General features: G+C 41.9%; 17 protein-coding genes. 12 read left to right on the forward strand and 5 right to left on the reverse strand.

Going from position 1 to position 16,847, the window contains the following annotated elements; translation table 11 throughout:
- Positions 1-170: 170 nt before the first annotated feature.
- The 5 genes from H6G32_RS25315 (at position 171) to H6G32_RS25335 (ending at position 2,784) form a co-directional block, all read left to right on the forward strand.
- The gene (locus H6G32_RS25315; RefSeq protein ID WP_190463374.1) at positions 171-311 is read left to right on the forward strand and encodes a hypothetical protein; all 141 of its coding nucleotides are present in this window, start codon (positions 171-173) and stop codon (positions 309-311) included.
- Between the two features lie 59 nt (positions 312-370).
- Positions 371-736 (forward strand): Lin0512 family protein, encoded by a 366-nt coding sequence (locus tag H6G32_RS25320; protein ID WP_190463376.1) that lies wholly within the window; start codon positions 371-373, stop codon positions 734-736.
- 186 nt (positions 737-922) lie between these two features.
- Positions 923-1,261, forward strand: a complete 339-nt coding sequence (locus tag H6G32_RS25325) for a hypothetical protein (RefSeq protein ID WP_190463403.1) — start codon at positions 923-925, stop codon at positions 1,259-1,261.
- A gap of 458 nt (positions 1,262-1,719) precedes the next feature.
- Positions 1,720-2,256, forward strand: a complete 537-nt coding sequence (locus H6G32_RS25330; protein WP_190463378.1) for a hypothetical protein — start codon at positions 1,720-1,722, stop codon at positions 2,254-2,256.
- A gap of 159 nt (positions 2,257-2,415) precedes the next feature.
- Complete coding sequence (locus H6G32_RS25335) at positions 2,416-2,784, forward strand: pentapeptide repeat-containing protein (RefSeq protein WP_190463380.1); 369 nt, start codon at positions 2,416-2,418, stop codon at positions 2,782-2,784.
- A 30-nt stretch (positions 2,785-2,814) separates the two neighbouring features.
- Here H6G32_RS25335 and H6G32_RS25340 read toward each other — a convergent pair whose 3' ends face one another.
- Complete coding sequence (locus H6G32_RS25340) at positions 2,815-3,630, reverse strand: DUF1838 domain-containing protein (protein WP_190463382.1); 816 nt, start codon at positions 3,628-3,630, stop codon at positions 2,815-2,817.
- 405 nt (positions 3,631-4,035) lie between these two features.
- Between H6G32_RS25340 and H6G32_RS25345 the strand changes: the two genes are divergently transcribed.
- The 3 genes from H6G32_RS25345 to acsF all read left to right on the forward strand — a co-directional run bounded on the left by H6G32_RS25345 (position 4,036) and on the right by acsF (position 7,361).
- Positions 4,036-5,073 (forward strand): threonine aldolase family protein, encoded by a 1,038-nt coding sequence (locus H6G32_RS25345; RefSeq protein WP_190463384.1) that lies wholly within the window; start codon positions 4,036-4,038, stop codon positions 5,071-5,073.
- A gap of 138 nt (positions 5,074-5,211) precedes the next feature.
- Complete coding sequence (locus H6G32_RS25350; protein ID WP_190463386.1) at positions 5,212-5,826, forward strand: DUF2996 domain-containing protein; 615 nt, start codon at positions 5,212-5,214, stop codon at positions 5,824-5,826.
- Between the two features lie 458 nt (positions 5,827-6,284).
- The gene (gene acsF, locus H6G32_RS25355; RefSeq protein WP_190463388.1) at positions 6,285-7,361 is read left to right on the forward strand and encodes a magnesium-protoporphyrin IX monomethyl ester (oxidative) cyclase; all 1,077 of its coding nucleotides are present in this window, start codon (positions 6,285-6,287) and stop codon (positions 7,359-7,361) included.
- 109 nt (positions 7,362-7,470) lie between these two features.
- Here acsF and H6G32_RS25360 read toward each other — a convergent pair whose 3' ends face one another.
- Both H6G32_RS25360 and H6G32_RS25365 read right to left on the reverse strand, forming a co-directional pair.
- Complete coding sequence (locus tag H6G32_RS25360; RefSeq protein ID WP_190463390.1) at positions 7,471-8,043, reverse strand: ABC transporter permease; 573 nt, start codon at positions 8,041-8,043, stop codon at positions 7,471-7,473.
- A 433-nt stretch (positions 8,044-8,476) separates the two neighbouring features.
- Entirely contained in the window at positions 8,477-9,052 is a 576-nt protein-coding gene (locus H6G32_RS25365) for a TIGR04376 family protein (RefSeq protein ID WP_190463406.1), read from the reverse strand.
- Between the two features lie 164 nt (positions 9,053-9,216).
- Here H6G32_RS25365 and H6G32_RS25370 point away from each other — a divergent pair, with 164 nt between their 5' ends.
- The gene (locus H6G32_RS25370; RefSeq protein WP_190463392.1) at positions 9,217-9,495 is read left to right on the forward strand and encodes a hypothetical protein; all 279 of its coding nucleotides are present in this window, start codon (positions 9,217-9,219) and stop codon (positions 9,493-9,495) included.
- Between the two features lie 111 nt (positions 9,496-9,606).
- Complete coding sequence (locus H6G32_RS25375; RefSeq protein WP_190463394.1) at positions 9,607-9,801, forward strand: type II toxin-antitoxin system HicB family antitoxin; 195 nt, start codon at positions 9,607-9,609, stop codon at positions 9,799-9,801.
- A 98-nt stretch (positions 9,802-9,899) separates the two neighbouring features.
- On the opposite strand, the gene H6G32_RS25380 is transcribed toward H6G32_RS25375, so the two are convergent.
- Positions 9,900-10,721 carry a D-alanyl-D-alanine carboxypeptidase family protein gene (locus tag H6G32_RS25380; protein ID WP_190463396.1) on the reverse strand — a complete coding sequence of 274 codons (822 nt, stop codon included), beginning with the start codon at positions 10,719-10,721 and terminating at the stop codon, positions 9,900-9,902.
- Between the two features lie 753 nt (positions 10,722-11,474).
- On the opposite strand from H6G32_RS25380, the gene mnmG reads away from it, so the two are divergent.
- On the forward strand, positions 11,475-13,418 hold the full coding sequence (mnmG, locus tag H6G32_RS25385) for a tRNA uridine-5-carboxymethylaminomethyl(34) synthesis enzyme MnmG (RefSeq protein ID WP_190463398.1): 1,944 nt from the start codon (positions 11,475-11,477) through the stop codon (positions 13,416-13,418).
- Positions 13,419-13,727: 309 nt separating this feature from the next.
- Entirely contained in the window at positions 13,728-14,960 is a 1,233-nt protein-coding gene (locus tag H6G32_RS25390) for a hypothetical protein (protein ID WP_190463400.1), read from the forward strand.
- Between the two features lie 72 nt (positions 14,961-15,032).
- Here H6G32_RS25390 and H6G32_RS25395 read toward each other — a convergent pair.
- A partial coding sequence (locus H6G32_RS25395; protein WP_190463402.1) for a DUF4114 domain-containing protein occupies positions 15,033-16,847 on the reverse strand: 1,815 nt, incomplete at its 5' end.

Genomic DNA, 16,847 nt, shown 5'->3' on the forward strand with positions numbered 1-16,847 from the left:
GTCATTTTCGGCTTTTGAACATGGCTTTGTAGGGTGCGTCAGATGTCCAAAATCTGTTCATTATTGCCAAATTATTGGGTCTGACGCACCCTACAACAGACTTAAGCAATGCTTCATATTGGGTGTTTCCTGTCCGTTAAGTCCTATATTATTAGGTTGCTTGGTAAATTATGGTAGTATATACAGGACATACGCAAAAATGGACAACAAGCTTCATTTATCGTAGACGCGAACGCGAACAGCGTCTGGTAGAGAAGCGGCGTACCGCAGGCTACCGCCAAGAACGCCAAGAATTTGTAGAGTGTGGGTAAGTCCTAATATAAATTTGTAGATACTAGGACTTTATAACCAGGACTTATGGCAGGTATCTATGGCTCTTAAACGTTTTATTATTGAAATGGGGATGGGTGTAGATCAGCATGGACAGGAACCGACGGTAGCAGCTGCTAGGGCAGTCAGAAATGCGATCGCACATAACGCCTTGCTCGGTATTATGGAAGTAGCTGGGTTGAGTGACCCAAATGACATGATTGTGGAAGTTAAGGTAGCCGTACCCTATCCAGAACAAGTCCGGGAAGCGGAAGTGTTAGCTGTACTCCCCTTTGGTAGGAAAACTCTCACGGTAGAATCTGGGGGTATGGTGGTTGATGGACTAGCCATTCCTTCCCTCAACGATAAAAATGATGAAATGTTGATAGCTGTAGCTGCGGTTACAGTTTTTGTAGAAACTGATTAACTGAAATATTGACTACAAAATTAAATGCACGAAATAGTCAATATATAACAATATAATCTAGCGTCATGATTTCTCAATTGTCTGGTGGGCTGTGCTGACCAGAATTTTCCGCGCTAAACTAAAGATACGGGGATGATCTCTGGCAGTAAGTTCAATGAACCACCCACCTTCACCACTCCAGTGACCATGTCTCAAGAGCATAACGAATCACTCCAAAATCAGGATAGTTTCGGACTCAAACCGCAACACTTCGCCGATTTAATCAGAACTGCACAATTAGTTTTTGACCCTACGGCGGGACTTTCTGGAAGACATTTAAAAGTTGACTGGGAAGAATTTGGTATTCCCCGTGATGTAGCGGCTAATCTAAAATCACTCGGTGAGGAGTATCAATATGCATCTCCCCATATTCCCGCTGAAGTGGTTTGGAGTAAATTAACGACTGAAACGCGGATTTGGTTCCTTGAAAATAAAAATAAGTTGTGGAAGCTTGAAGAAGCTTTTCCTGCACTTGACGAAGACTAAACACTTTGAAAGTAGGATGTAACAATGTTGTATTCTACTTTCTAGTATAGGCTGTTTGGGATTTATTATCGTAAATTAGACCAATGAGTGCTATTAGACTCAGAATTCATTCTGATAGCGCAGCGTGACGTAAGTCATGGCGGTTGTTGAGAATGAAATAGCCCTAAATTCTAGGCAAGAGGTCAGTATTTTTAAATTTCTCATTCTTTGAAGAGACAAAGATTATTCTAGTTTCTTAATTTAAAATAAAACAATAATCCATTTAATATAGGGAAAATACATATTCCTATAAAAATTGTCTAGCTGTTCATCCAGTGGGAATGTTGAATTTGATAAATATACAATCTGATGCTTATCAAAAGTATTTCTGCTCATCCAATAATTATTTTTTTGTTCAAACCGGAATGTAGATCGGAATAATTGAATAAGTAGCAATATCTGACAAGAAAATGATGTTTATGAGAACTTGGTCTGCTAGGATTGCGCTAGCTTCTTTTTGGCTGATATCTGGAATCATAGGGGTTGAGATGATTAATGCTACTCCTGTTTTGGCACAAAATTCCCCAGCATCTTCTCAGTTAATTGATGCTAAACAGATTACTGTTAGCAAAGCTGAGTTTGGGGTAAAGATAGTTGACTCTCAGGGTAAAGTCAATTTTTTCCCCAGAACTAGAGTGCAATTACAAGAAGGTGATGCCTATGGGTGGCGAATTCAGCTTCAAAATTACCGGGGTGAGGTAAAATGGCGCGAAGTTCTGCGCTTACCAAAACCTCCAGAAACTTGGGGTACACAGGATAGTGAAGATTTCTCAATCTCATCTGACGGTACTACTGCGGTGTCAAAGCGCACACAAACCGCTGTTAATGGTGTAATTGAAAATTTTTGGACGATCGCACCTGGAGATCCCGTTGGTCAGCATAAAATAGAGGTATATATTGATGATCGGCTAATTAAGACTTTTGAGTTTGAAATTGTGCAGTTTAACAGAGTCTAAGTTCTCTTAGAGGGCAGTAGGTGGGCTTTGACTGGTATTTTGTCCTCTGCGCCCTCAAGAGCTTGCTTTTATTTTGGGGTGATTTTCACCTACTAGGAAGTGCTTATAGGCTAATGGCGGAGTATTCTGAAGATATGGCCGGAATCAGGTAAGGAACCCATGGATGCTGAAGAACTAAAACGGCGTTATAGCGCAGGGGAGAGATATTTTCCATCTGCCAATTTAAGTAAGACGAAGCTGATTGCCATTTACCTACCTGGAATCAATTTATGGGGAGCTAATTTGAGTGAAGCTAATCTAGCTAAGGCTAAACTGTGGGGAGCAGATTTGAGTAGTGCCAATTTAGCCAAGGCAAATTTAACAAGAGCTAATTTGTGCGGTGTCAACCTAAATGAAGCCAATCTCCGAGGCGCAAAGCTTCACTATACCAAGTTATATGGAGCTAATTTGAGCGGCGCTTATTATGATAACAGCACGAAGTTTTCTAGAGGTTTTGACCCTGTTATTAATAATATGCGGAAGTTCTAACTACTTTTAGTTGACACTCCTTTTGAGATTTTAACCTTCCTCTGGTGCTGGGAGCGGGAAGATTTCTCCACCCAAGTAAGCGGAAAAATACTTTTGAAAGTATAACCAAGAAGTCATATCTGCCCCATCAATAAAAGCTGTTGGAGCTTGCTTATACAAAGGTAGGCGGGTGTTAATTTCTTCTTGCAGCAGTGGGGGTAATTCTGCAAAACTACCAACTTTGCTCCCAGAGGCACTATAAATAAGATAACCGGCGCGATCGCTCATTTTCATCCAAGGCAGCCACTGACCAATCCTATCCCAACTCAGCCTTAATTTTGTCACAGAAGGAATTTCTGCGTTAACTAAATCAGCACTAGGCACTGTAATTTTAAACAATTCCGCCGCTTGATAAATTGGATTTGGGCTATATTCGGCAAACTTCTCATCTTCTGCTAGGGGATTAGGATAAGTGGGAAAAATATCAAACACAAAAGTAGTGTTTTCACCATCGACTTGGGCAGGAAATTTGCCTTTAAACTGCCCTTGCACAGGATTATTGGCAACGTGCATCACTGTCACAGTCTCCTCAGTCCAAGGATTTTGCCACTTCCGCAAAACCTCATCTGTCTGTGGGTTGAGGTAATAAGTCAGTTCCCTAGAAGTAAAATCCCAGCTACCCTCATCAGTGGCAATACACCGACTTACACTCATCCCCACGATTTTAAACAGTAGTTGTCGTTTCTCGCCAGGGACAAAGCTGTAAATTTTACCACTCCAAATCAAAAAAGTGGATGTGGTAGAATCAAGGGAAGAACGAGTTTTCACCCATTGCTGGGCATCAACTTCTTGGTTTTCAGCTACCATGCTATATCTGCTCCATAAAACAATGTAAAATGACTATTTTGCCGTAGTGAGTGATTTATCTCTCAACCCAAGTATTTATAGGAATAGAGGCGCATCAAAACACCATTTTAAAAGCCCAAATTTAGGATGAATTTCCAAAGGAAGTAAGTCCTAGTGATATTAAGTTTACCACTAAATCTAGTAATGTTGACCAAGCCAGGATTTACACAAAAAATATTTGAAAGCCTTAATTAAGTCTAGGGTAATTCATGAAGAGCAGCTAAATTTTGTATTTGATGGGTAATTCAAAAAAACGATAAAAATAATATAATTCTGAGTAGTTTTTGGTAGAGATTTCTCAGGGGTAGTAGTAATCATAAATATTTAGCCCAATTGCCCAATTAATTATCAACATTATTAAAGATTATGAGTAATAATTCAGAACAGTTTGCTAGTGATAATTATTCTGGTATTTGTCCCGAAGCCCTGGAATATATGCTGAGAGCAAACCAAGCCAGTGCGCCAGCTTATGGGAATGATGAATGGACACAAAAGGCAGCGGATTATTTTCGAGAATTGTTTGAAATTGATTGTGAAGTATTTTTTGCTTTTAATGGCACTGCGGCAAATTCTTTGTCTTTAGCTGCACTCTGTCAGTCTTACCATAGCGTCATTTGTCATGAGACATCTCACATCGAAACTGATGAGTGTGGCGCCCCAGAATTTACTTCTAATGGTTCAAAACTACTCTTAGCTAAAGGAGAAAATGGCAAGTTAACGCCAGAGACTATAGAGGCAGTTGTCACTAAGCGGAGTGATATTCATTATCCGAAACCGAAAGTTATTAGTATTACCCAAGCGACAGAATTAGGAACTTTATATACTCCTGAAGAACTCCTGGGTATTAAAGAAGTTGCGAAACAGTATAACTTAAAGATTCATGTTGATGGGGCACGCTTTGCTAATGCTGTAGCTGCATTGAATAAAAGCCCAGCAGAAATTACTTGGAAAAGTGGCGTGGATGTGTTGTGCTTTTGTGGGACAAAAAATGGTATGGCTTTAGGTGAAGCGATTATTTTCTTCAATAAATCTTTAGCAGAAGATTTTGATTATCGCTGCAAGCAAGCTGGTCAATTAGCGTCAAAAATGCGGTTTATTTCGGCTCCTTGGTTGGGTTTATTGGAAACCGGTGCGTGGTTAAAAAATGCCCGCCATGCCAATTTATGTGCTGAATACTTAGAAAATCAATTATTGAAGATAGAAGGGGTTGAGATATTGTTTCCGAGGGAAGCCAACGCCGTTTTTGTCAAACTCCCGGAACAGGTAATTCACAGCTTAAAAGCTAAAAATTGGCAATTTTATACTTTTATAGGTGTGGGGGGTGTGCGTTTGATGTGTGCTTGGAATACAACACAGGCAAGAATTGACGAATTGATCCAAGATATTCAGCAGGCGATCGCATGACCCATCAGCGATTACTGGCAAACTAGAGAAATCAGCTATAACTGGGCTTCTGATATGCCAAATATGCCAAAATGAAAATAACCGATACCTTCAGGTGAGCGATCGCTCTGAAAGCTAGATAAAGGATTGACCTGAGCAATGGCAGACCAAACCAATCACAATCAAGCGGGAGAGGTTGCTCCCAGCACTGTTGACAAACAGGCTCCCACCGTCGCTGAAGATAATGCTCCTAGCACTAACGAACCAGTAGCAACGAGCCTCCCTACTGCCAACACGCCAGATCCGAAAGCAGCAAATCCCAAAACTAACCCCAATGCGGCTAAACCAGCTGCTGCACCCCCCAAAGACAAACCCGCAGCCGCGAAAAAGGAAAAAGCTCCCACTGTTGAAGATAAGCCGTTTGTGGAGTTTATCGAGCAAGAATACTTGCCAGCTGTACAAAAGGCGATCGCACAGCAAGGAGTCCCCGATTTGCAGTTATCCTTTGCAAAGCAGAAATTTCCCCTCGCTGGCTTTGATTCCGCTGAAGAATGCTGGCAAATTATCGGCAAGTGGCAAGACAACCTCCGCCAATTTAACCTGTATTTCCCCGATGAAGATATTCAAGGTAAAAAGGGATTTTCCTGTAATGAAGGCAAAAAACCTAGCACTCTTGAGTCATTCTTAATCGATGAGCGCAAAATTACCCTTGATTTATTGGTATTTGGCTTAGTGCAGCGCTTGAATGGTCAAAAATGGCTAGGTAGAAATTAGTCATTAGTCCTGAGTTTTGGACAAATGGCAGTCTAGGAACTTTAAATCTCCTGGAAATGGTAGGTAACGGCTCCAGTAATGGGGTCGTTGTCTATTTTGACATAACCTGATTTCAACATCCCCCAGATAAAAAGTCATAATCTCGTTTTCATCCAAGATATTGGCTGAGTCCGCCAAAAAGCACTGAGTTTACCCATAACGAGTAGATTTTGGATAAATTTAATGAAACCCCTCAACTCAGGAACGGAAGCGCTGACTACCAATTTTCCAGGCTAGATTCGGTAACAATACATCTATTGTTGCAACTCTTAACGATATATTTACCAGTTTCTAGCCTACTCCTTGGTAAACTGAGTTTTATACAAATGGCGTTATTGTCCTCAGTCGCACCTTGTGAGAGCATAAAATTTGGCTTTGTGGTGTACTCAATATAAGAAAGACAAAAGAGTAATCAAGACATGGTAGATTCCCTAAAAAAACCAGGCTTTGAAGAATTGCGTCCTGGGGTTAAAGTTCCCGCAAAAGAAACCCTCTTAACACCCCGGTTTTATACCACAGATTTTGATGAAATGGCGCAGATGGACATCTCCGTCAACGAAGACGAGTTAAGAGCCATTCTGGAAGAATTTCGTACAGACTACAACCGCCATCACTTTGTCCGGGATGCCGAGTTTGAACAATCCTGGGATAATATTGACGGAGAAACTCGCAAGTTATTCGTTGAATTTCTAGAACGTTCCTGTACAGCGGAGTTTTCCGGCTTTTTGCTCTACAAAGAACTCGGACGCCGCTTGAAGGATAAAAGCCCTGTCTTGGCAGAGTGTTTCAACCTGATGTCACGGGATGAAGCGCGTCATGCTGGCTTTTTGAACAAAGCTTTGTCAGATTTCGACCTATCCCTAGATTTGGGGTTTTTGACTAAGAGCCGCAGTTACACCTTCTTTAAGCCGAAATTCATCTTCTACGCCACTTATCTATCAGAGAAGATTGGTTATTGGCGCTACATCACCATTTATCGCCATTTAGAAGCACATCCTGAAGACCAGATTTATCCAATTTTCCGGTTCTTTGAAAACTGGTGTCAGGATGAAAACCGTCACGGGGATTTCTTCGATGCGATTATGAAATCTCAACCGCAAATGTTGAATGATTGGAAGGCAAAGCTATGGAGTCGGTTCTTCCTGTTGTCGGTGTTTGCAACAATGTATCTGAATGACATCCAGCGCAAGGACTTCTATGCATCCCTTGGTTTAGATGCACGGGAGTACGATATCCATGTGATTAAGAAGACCAACGAAACCGCAGGTAGAGTCTTCCCAATAATGCTGGATGTAGAAAATCCAGAGTTTTATCAGCGCCTGGATGTTTGTATAGAGAATAACGAGAAGCTAAGAGCAATTTCCAACTCTAACACTCCCAAATTCTTACAATTCTTCCAAAAGCTGCCGGTTTATCTCTCTCATGGTTGGCAGTTACTGCGGCTATACCTGATGAAACCGATTGATGCTGCTTCTGCTCAAGGTGCAATTCGTTAATTTGTAACAGTTTTGTAAAAGCTTTAGTGGTTCTGTTTAGTGCAGAACCATTTTTTTTTCTTATATAGCAATCCTAAACCAAATGCTAAAAATTAACTTCTGTTAGTGATTAAGACGATTTACGCCCATCGCTGACCATCTGGGAGAGAATATATGCTATGAAATCTAGTAACTGATCCAGCAAAAAACCAATAATACCAATGTAAAGTATCGCCTCAATGATGTAATTGGTGTTGCCAGATTTATAACTATCCCAAACGAGAAACCCCAGACCTTTTGGGCCCATCAACATTTCTGTAGCAATAACTGTAAACCAGGCTACCCAAACACCAACTTTGAGAGAATGAAATATATGAAAGATAGCCGCGCGAAAGTTATTGTTCTGTCTGCGAAAATGTCGCATACCTATTGCGGTATTAACGACAATTGTCCAGACAGTGCCCATAAAAATTACAATCACGGCAGCGGCTTCGCTTTCTTTAAAGACTATCAGGGCAATCGGTAGCAAGGCTATAGGCGGGATACTATGGGGTATCTGAAATATCCGTCTAAATATCTGATAAATTCTACCGTTTATGCTGATTAGATATCCAATAAAACTACCCAAAACAACGGCTGGAATATAACTTACAAACAACCGTTGTAGGCTAGCTAAAACGTCTAGAAAGATATAATTTTCCATTCCTCAGTTCTTATTTGCAATGTCTGGGGAATCCTTTGGCAACATATAGGCGATAGGGAATAAATGTAGGTATGCTGCTGATGGGATAGGAGCAGTTAGAACCAGAGGTAAAAATCTGCTTAAATAAAATTTATCAGCAAATAAAACTCTAATAAGATAACTAAATAAAGTCTCAATAATTCAGTTACTCAATCGAGACAGTAACTGCCAATGTATAGCACTTTTGGTAATAATTAATTTGTCAAATATATTACAAATAATATATAAAAATCAAGGATGAATTTGTAAGTAGGTAGACATAATTAAATGTCAACTAAAAACTTTGTTTATAGTGAGCGAAGCATTTTAAGGACTTTAATCCTTACTACAGAAGCTCTTGTTTTAATTTAGTTCTCCTACTTATTATTGAGATTTCATCCTTTATGTTTGGTGATTATTTCCCCAGATTACGCTTCATCTTTTCCAACTCGTCTTGAGTTTCCCAGCTACGAAATTTTTCTTCTAGGTCGTCAAACCCGCTAGAGTAACTACTAGTTGGATTTTGCCAGCCATTGGTTTCTAAGCGCTGCTGGGTAGTAGCTCTAGCTCGTTCTGTTTGCGCTTCAGCTGCTTTAGTTTGCACCTCCTGTCGTCGCTGCTGAATTTTTTGTAGTAGTTTCTGAGATTGATTAATCCGTTCTTTCAGCCCCTGCATTTGTCCCCAGCGCTGATTTCCTTCGCGCAATAGGGCGGCTTCTCGCTGACCCGCAGCAGCGGCTAAATCCTCTCTCCCGGCGGTTTTGGCCTTTTGAACACGGATATGCCAACGTTGGATTTCTTGAGCGGTGGAGAGAATATCGTCTTGCGATCGCTTCTCTTGTAATTGTAAATCTGCAATCAGCCTTAAAGTATCTTCTTCTTGCTCCCGCAGCTGTTCTAACAGCGCTTCTAACTCCAAATGTGGATTATTACGCAAGAATTCTTCTAAACGGCTTTCGAGAAACCGACTCAAATCATCAAATAAGCCCACTGCCAGAACTCCAGAAGTCAGACGCGCGACTATTTTATTGTAGTAATTATTCACCTTGGCAGACGGTAAATTTTAATTTAACCGAACCCGAAATGAAAACAGCAGTTTAAAAAGGCACTAACTTAGCTGGATACTACCCTATCGTCAAGGGTTTCAATCGTGCTATGGGTGGTGTAGACACTGTGGCGATTGCTGATCTCAAAACTGGTCAAGTTTATCTACCTACACAGCTTCAAAACTATCACGACCAGCGCGGTGCTGGATATAATGCCCCAAAACATGATAAAGGTTTGCACTACCAGACCAATAGCAAATTATTAATAATTGTTGGTCTAGGAGGGGGTAGTGATGGAAAAAAACGAATTGAGCGCTACTACAACAAGTGGGAGAATAATCAAGTCAATTTTCTGACATTTGTAGCATCTCTATACAAATCCCAGTAAATTTAACTTTTTCTCTAGAGTTAGCAAGGGTGTGAGTTTATGCAGTATCAAGTGATCCCTTTTTGTCTGATTGAACAAGATAGAATTTCAGACAAAAGTGGTGATTGAGATATGCGATATCAAGTCAATTTAAATAAGACAGCTAAAGGCTATGCTATCTGGTGTCCTGCTTTACCTGGATGTTGGACACAGGGAGCAACAGAAGAAGAGGCATTAGAGAACATCAAATATGCCATTAAAGCCTACCTAGACACTGTTGATCAAGGGACTAAAATCGCAGAATTTTATTATGTAGATGTCCGCTAATTATACCAAAATTACAGGTATTAATTATCTCCATTACTGCACTGGCTAATGCTAGCTTTTTGGTAGGATATCAGAAACACCAAGGTGACAAGTATGGCTTAAATTGGTGTTACCCAATAGATAATTCCATTGACAACTTTATTCTTTAACCCAAACTTAGGTAAATTCTCTTCAGTCCAACCGATATAAGTCCAGTGGGGAAGATCATTTTCTACAGTTTGAAACCAACCATTTTGATTTAAAGCTTTTCTCTGTTCTTGATTAGATACCCGTAAATCAATTGCTAATCCCCAGAGATGCTGTGAGGTTCCTGGGGGTGCAACTGTACCAAGAATTTTGGTTTCCTGACCTTGTTGCACTCTTTCAAAAACTTGATTATTAGCGTATTTTCGCCAAAAATTTAAATTAGTGGCGAAATTGCGTGTGCAGTCACCAGAAAACCCGGATTTTAGGGGAATAATTTGCAGAGTTCTGGCTTTATTTAAAGCATCTGCGGCTGATTTCTGTAAATAACAATCTCTAGTACCATCAACTTGTCCCATTGTCAGAGTAGTTTGAAATTCTTGCGCTTCTTGTTCAGTTGCTAAGATAACTTTTTGTGGTAATTTAACTCCTAATTCTTGATTAAGAAATACCGCACCGTAAGCACGTAGTAAAGTATATTCAAAAGTATTATTTTGGGGAGTTGTTGATAGCTTATGAGCAATTGTAGACAAAAAACGCTGTTGTTCATTCAATTCCTGGTTGGGAATAAACGGCGAGGGTGATATTACAGCATTGGTACAATTGCTCACACATTTATTTACTGGTTGAACTTTGTTAACCAGTTTGTGATGGTTAAATCCATAAATAGTAACTACGGTAATAATCATCAAGACAACGATAATGATAAATGTTGCCTTCCGAGAAAGTCGTTTCATGAAAAAATAGATTAACTTGATAACTGGAGTTTAATCATATTACAAAATTGTATATAGCGGTTCCCTATCATGTGAAGTACCCTGTAAAGGGCGAAAGCCTTGATATAGAACATCCTAATGTACCTCACTAGCTCAGGAAAAGCTGTAAATGATTGAAAAGTAAAAAAATGTTGATTCTTGTTTTTAATTTAGGAATCTGGTTTGATTCCTGTATCCCTCACGGTAGGCGTAGCCATAATTATTTGTGTAGGCAGGCAAGAGGCAAGAGGAATCTAGAAGATTAAAGTGTAATGAGTCTTTTTGAAAAATCAAATAGGACTCCTATATAAATAAACTTTTGCTTAATATCTTCAAGCATTTCATGCTTATACATATAAGCTAAAGCCAATTTAATTCATTGATAATATACCGAATATAATTTGAATCTGTCAAGATAAGCATTTACAAAAAATACCCTTTAAAACCTCTCTTTCTTCCTTTCTTCGTGTCCTTTGCGCTCTTTGCGGTAATGCCGACCGCACCTACGCGAACGTTAAAAACCATTCTCTACACAGAACCCTGATATCTGTATATTGCAAGCCAAACAAATTAACATATATTGCCCTTTCCACTCCAGGATAACCCAGAAATATAAATTTTTTCATATTTAATTTTAGGTGATATTCATAACTTTTTATCATCAAAATACTACATAAAACCACGAGAGTGGTTAAAATAGAAGATAACTCTCAAACTGGCTAAATCCTGTTAACTATGACCATGCACAATTCCGTTGAATTCCAAGACGCATTTGATGTGATTGTCGTCGGTGCAGGTCACTCCGGTTGTGAGGCAGCACTCGCTTCTGCCCGCCTCGGTTGTCGCACACTGCTACTGACCCTCAACTTAGATAGAATTGCTTGGCAACCCTGTAACCCTGCCGTAGGTGGGCCTGCCAAGTCACAGTTGACTCATGAAGTAGATGCACTGGGCGGAGAAATTGGCAAAGTTGCCGATCGCACTTATTTACAAAAACGCATCCTCAACGCCTCACGAGGCCCGGCTGTGTGGGCATTACGCGCCCAGACTGACAAACGGGAATATGCAGCAGTGATGAAAACCATTGTTGAGAACCAAGAAAACTTAACCATCCGTGAAGGCATGGCTACAGATTTAGTATTGGGAGCTAACGATGAAATCATCGGCCTTCAGACTTACTTTGGCATGGCGTTTCAATGCCCAGCAGTAATCTTGACAACGGGCACCTTCTTGGGTGGAAAAATTTGGGTTGGCAACAAATCAATGCCAGCGGGAAGGGCAGGAGAATTTGCCGCTGAGGGCATGACAGAAACTCTCAATCGGTTAGGCTTTGAAACCGGCAGATTGAAAACCGGCACTCCCGCACGGGTAGATAAGCGATCAGTTGACTACAGTAAAATGATCATCCAACCGGGGGATGAGAAAGTTAGTTGGTTTAGCTTCGACCCCGATGCATGGGTAGAACGGGAACAATTGCCTTGCTATATCACCCGCACCACTGCCGAAACCCATCGCCTAATTCAAGAAAATTTACACTTGTCACCTGTTTATGGTGGTTGGGTAGAAGCCAAGGGGCCGCGTTATTGCCCCAGTATTGAAGATAAGATTGTCCGCTTTGCCGATAAAGAAAGCCACCAAATCTTTATTGAACCGGAAGGGCGGGATATACCGGAATTGTATATCCAAGGGTTTTCCACAGGGTTGCCCGAAAATTTGCAACTGCTAATGTTGCGGAGCCTACCAGGGTTAGAAAAATGTACAATGCTCCGCCCTGCCTATGCTGTGGAATATGACTATTTACCAGCTACACAGTGTTATCCGACGCTGATGACAAAGAAGGTGGCGGGGTTGTTTTGTGCGGGACAAGTTAATGGCACAACCGGCTATGAAGAAGCGGCTGCTCAAGGTTTGGTGGCAGGAATTAACGCGGCTCGGTTTGTGCGCGGTCAGGAAATGATTGTTTTCCCCCGTGAGCAAAGTTACATTGGTACTTTAGTTGATGACCTGTGTACAAAGGATTTACGGGAACCTTACCGGATGCTGACCAGTAGGTCTGAGTATCGGTTGCTGCTGCGTTCTGATAATGCTGACCAGCGTCTGACACCTTTGGGTAGAGAAATTGGTTTAATTAACGATCGCCGTTGGGACTTATTCACCCAGAAACAAGAGCAGATTAGCGTTGAAAAAGAACGGCTAGACGCCACGCGGGTAAAAGAACTCGAGGAAATCGGCAAAGCGATCGCCACTGATACCCAACAAGCCATTAAAGGCTCAATTACCCTAGCTGACTTGCTGCGACGTCCAGGATTCCATTATGTTGACCTTGACAGGTACGGACTGGGGAACCCCAACCTCAAACCAGCCGAAAAAGAAGGCGCAGAAATTGACATCAAATATTCAGGCTATTTAGCTAGACAACAACATCAGATAGATCAAATTGCTCGTCAAGCCCATCGCCAATTACCTGCCGATTTGGATTACATCACCATTGATACCCTTTCCAAAGAAGCCAGAGAAAAGCTAACCAAGGTCAAACCCCTCACCCTCGGTCAAGCTGCTCGGATTGGCGGGGTCAACCCAGCTGATATCAACGCTTTACTGATCTATTTAGAATTGCGTAAAACCAATATGCAGCCGGATTTTCCAGCATTAGCGGCAATAAAACTGCATCAAGGGTGAGTATAGTATAAGGGGGGAAATGGGTATGATAGATGACACAGATTAAGAATTGCCATCATCAACAATTTCCGGTTTAAAGTTGAATTTAATACCATCGCTCAATCCACTCGTCTAACCAAGACGGGAGATTGGTTGTTTGATCAAAAATCCTGATTTCTTATCTAGGAAACTACTTCAGATTACATTTAATTTGCACTCATTCGGCAGCCAGAATGCTTGCCATTAATGAGTTTTTCATTTTGAACTTTGAATTTTAAATTGCTTAGGGGTGTCGTTTCCCCGTCCTAGCAGCCACAACCCAAAACGCCTATGTCACAAGATGCCCGCACCTATCTCATTGCTACGGAACCATCAGAAGACTTGATCGCCAACGAGCCTTGGACGATAGAGACCTATGCTGATGGCTTGATGGATGACCTCTTTTCAGATATTGATGACATTCTGGATGGTAGTGGGAATCTGACAAACCAAACCATGAGAATAGAATCTGTATCGCGGCAGACAGTTACAGTGACGATGCCACAAGTTGTCATGCCACAGCCAGTACCACAAATTAAAAATCAGCAAGTTGGGACGCTGGTTATTAAACCTCCCACTGTGTCAGCAATTCAAAAGCATCAGCAAAAAAGGGATGCTGTGGATAAACTGCTGCTTCTAGGAGCAATCCTTGGTGTGGCCGCTATCATTATCTACCTGATCAAGTCTGGAGTCTTGACTATATTCACCCCGTCAACTCTGCCCACAAGCCAGCCACAGTCACAGTTACCTACAAAAAAAGAACCATCAGCAGAGTTGGTTGATTATATGCTGGAAGCATTGGCAGTCATAGACAAGCAAGAGATAAATACTAATCAAATATCTGCCAAACCTGGATTACCAAGTAGCGCCAATATTAACCAAACACCCCTGTCCCTGCCTAGGGCAACACCCATTGGAAATTTACCCCCACCTCTAACTGCTAACAGTACCTTGCCAGCTGCTAACCGGGCGACAAACGTTGTCGAGCGGATCTACATACCTGTTTATCAAGCGCCGTCACCCATGCGCTACACCCTACCTCCCATCCCTATTACTGCGGGGCAGCCATCTCAACTTGGTGCGATGAAAAACCCCCTAATATCTGTGCAGCAACCAGTCAAGCCCATAACTCAAAAACCCTTAACTGGGGCTGTAAGCACCGCACCAACTACCCTAAAACAACCAGTTAAGTCTCTGGCTGCATTACCAGTCGTACCAGTGCGGATAGCCCCACCGAAACTGCCTACTGCCACAGTACCCAGACCATCAGTAGCGCCGGAGAAAGAACCTACCATCACCCAAAATCAAGTATTTTTATCTAGTAATCCCACAGAGTTAGAGGGATTACTAGAGTTAGGTAATAAATCTGCGGCTTTATTTAAAATCGATGGTGTGACACGCCGCGTCAACATGGGAGAGAGTATTGGCGCTAGCGGTTGGACACTCGTAGAGGTGAGTAACGGTGAAGCAATCGTCCGTCGTAACGGTGAAGTGCGATCGATTTACCCAGGGCAGAAATTTTGAAGTCCTATTTCTTCAAAAAAAATCCCCACCCTCGACCGTCAGGCAGGGTGGGGAGAAGATTAAAAGGTTATCCTAGGTAATACTCAAATTGACTTTAACAATTACATCGTTAAAATCGTTATCGCCACCACCTGTTAAATCCTCAAAGCCAAAGGTGTTATTTCCTAACAAGCGTACGTGATCAGTCCCATCGGTGTTAGAGCCTAAGTATGTGAAGTAAACCCCTGGGTCGTTACTTGAATTGCTATCGAGAATGGCATCAGGGTTACTATCAACAATCAGAAATGGAGCATAGATAGCACCAGCTTGGAAAGTTCCAGTGTAAGTTGCCGTCCCTTGGTTGTTTACCGTTAGGTCAATGCCAGCAATACGCCCACTCACAGCTGCTTGTATATAACCAGCATCTCCGACGGAAATATCTGTTTGACCATCGCCATTGGTATCAATCCCACCATTCTGATCAACCACCTTATAGAAGCCGATAAAATTGTTGAAACTCGCTTCTCTGTTGACCACAAACTCAGCCGTTACCTGGCCTGTGACACTCCGCAAATCAATGACTTCTCCTTCTGCCAAACTTTGCAGATTTGTCCCTAGAGGCACAGATGCATTTGTAGTTTCAAAGTTTACAACCAGATCGCTGAAGTCCCCAGCACTGTTACTAGAACCATCGTTCCAACCTATGGAGTACTGAGTACCGTCCTCGCTGGTAGTAATTTTAGCATTTTGGGAGTCAGAAAACAGTACCTTGCCATATTCACCAGTACTCCTGACGGAATCACTTGTACTATTTTGTATTAAGTAAAATCTCACGTTATCTCCGGAATTCAAGTTCAGCAAAGTTGTGAGATCTTCGGGATTAAATCCGTTGGGGAGATTGGCAATAGTAGAGAAGATGACTTTAGATCGGTTTAAAGCTGCTTCGGCGTAACCTGCTGCCCCTGGCGCAATACCATCAATGGTACCTTGAGCATCGTCAACATTAAATACCCCCAGTTCGTTTACAAAATTAGAACTGCTCCCTTGGAGTGTGACTTCGAGTGTGTTTCTATTAGTATTACTGTTGATGGTGAAGATATCATTATCATCGCCTTTTGCTAGGGGGATATCGTCGTCGATAATGTTAATAGCATCAGAGTCGGTGCCAATGGCACTGTAGTTAGCATCATTACTGGTTACTGCGTAATTGATAGAGACTGTGCGATCGCCTTGTTCTATATCATCATCTATTGCCATCACCGTCACATTTTGCGCTGTATTCCAGTTGCTAGCATTGAAGGTGAGGGTTGTGACATCAAGGCTGAGTTGGCTGGTGTCAACGCTAGTGATGGTAAGGGTGACATCATCAGTAGGTTGGCTATTCAGGGTGATGCCATACACAGCGGTATCCCCTTCGAGGATAGCGGCAGTGCCACCAACTTGGTTAGCGTTGATACCTACTGTATCGTTGTTGGCAATCTCAACATCAACAGACTTGGTAATGTTGTATTGAGTATCGCCGCTGCTAGTTGCTACATAATGGATTTGGGCTGTGCTAGTTGCTATATCATTCTCTACTGCCGTCACTGTCACATTTTGCGCTGTATCCCAGTTGCTGGCGTTGAAGGTGAGAGTTGTGACATCGGTGGTAAGTTCGCTGGTATCGCTACTACTGATGGTAATAGTCACCTCACCAATAGGTTCGCTATTGAGGGTGATAGCGTACACAGCAGTAGCGCCTTCCACGACAGCGGCAGTGCCACCAACTTGGTTAGCGTTGATACCTACGGTATCATTGTCGCCAACATCCGCAGCCACAGAAGTGCTGAGGTTGTTGTATTTTGTATCGGCGCTGGTAGCTGTATTTGTGACTGAAAGTTGGCTATAGCCTTCTGCTACCGAATCATG

This window comes from Cylindrospermum sp. FACHB-282 (genome assembly GCF_014697195.1).
Taxonomy (GTDB): Bacteria; Cyanobacteriota; Cyanobacteriia; order Cyanobacteriales; family Nostocaceae; genus Cylindrospermum.

What these genes read in the sequence shown, in the direction of transcription:
- H6G32_RS25325 (WP_190463403.1), top strand. Translation starts at nt 923, where the DNA reads ATGTCTCAAGAGCATAACGAATCACTCCAAAATCAGGATAGTTTCGGA.
- H6G32_RS25380 (WP_190463396.1), bottom strand. Translation starts at nt 10,721, where the DNA reads ATGAAACGACTTTCTCGGAAGGCAACATTTATCATTATCGTTGTCTTG.
- H6G32_RS25370 (WP_190463392.1), top strand. Translation starts at nt 9,217, where the DNA reads ATGGGTGGTGTAGACACTGTGGCGATTGCTGATCTCAAAACTGGTCAA.
- H6G32_RS25335 (WP_190463380.1), top strand. Translation starts at nt 2,416, where the DNA reads ATGGATGCTGAAGAACTAAAACGGCGTTATAGCGCAGGGGAGAGATAT.
- H6G32_RS25315 (WP_190463374.1), top strand. Translation starts at nt 171, where the DNA reads ATGGTAGTATATACAGGACATACGCAAAAATGGACAACAAGCTTCATT.
- H6G32_RS25375 (WP_190463394.1), top strand. Translation starts at nt 9,607, where the DNA reads ATGCGATATCAAGTCAATTTAAATAAGACAGCTAAAGGCTATGCTATC.
- H6G32_RS25390 (WP_190463400.1), top strand. Translation starts at nt 13,728, where the DNA reads ATGTCACAAGATGCCCGCACCTATCTCATTGCTACGGAACCATCAGAA.
- H6G32_RS25320 (WP_190463376.1), top strand. Translation starts at nt 371, where the DNA reads ATGGCTCTTAAACGTTTTATTATTGAAATGGGGATGGGTGTAGATCAG.
- H6G32_RS25340 (WP_190463382.1), bottom strand. Translation starts at nt 3,630, where the DNA reads ATGGTAGCTGAAAACCAAGAAGTTGATGCCCAGCAATGGGTGAAAACT.
- H6G32_RS25360 (WP_190463390.1), bottom strand. Translation starts at nt 8,043, where the DNA reads ATGGAAAATTATATCTTTCTAGACGTTTTAGCTAGCCTACAACGGTTG.
- mnmG (WP_190463398.1), top strand. Translation starts at nt 11,475, where the DNA reads ATGACCATGCACAATTCCGTTGAATTCCAAGACGCATTTGATGTGATT.
- H6G32_RS25345 (WP_190463384.1), top strand. Translation starts at nt 4,036, where the DNA reads ATGAGTAATAATTCAGAACAGTTTGCTAGTGATAATTATTCTGGTATT.
- H6G32_RS25350 (WP_190463386.1), top strand. Translation starts at nt 5,212, where the DNA reads ATGGCAGACCAAACCAATCACAATCAAGCGGGAGAGGTTGCTCCCAGC.
- H6G32_RS25330 (WP_190463378.1), top strand. Translation starts at nt 1,720, where the DNA reads ATGAGAACTTGGTCTGCTAGGATTGCGCTAGCTTCTTTTTGGCTGATA.
- acsF (WP_190463388.1), top strand. Translation starts at nt 6,285, where the DNA reads ATGGTAGATTCCCTAAAAAAACCAGGCTTTGAAGAATTGCGTCCTGGG.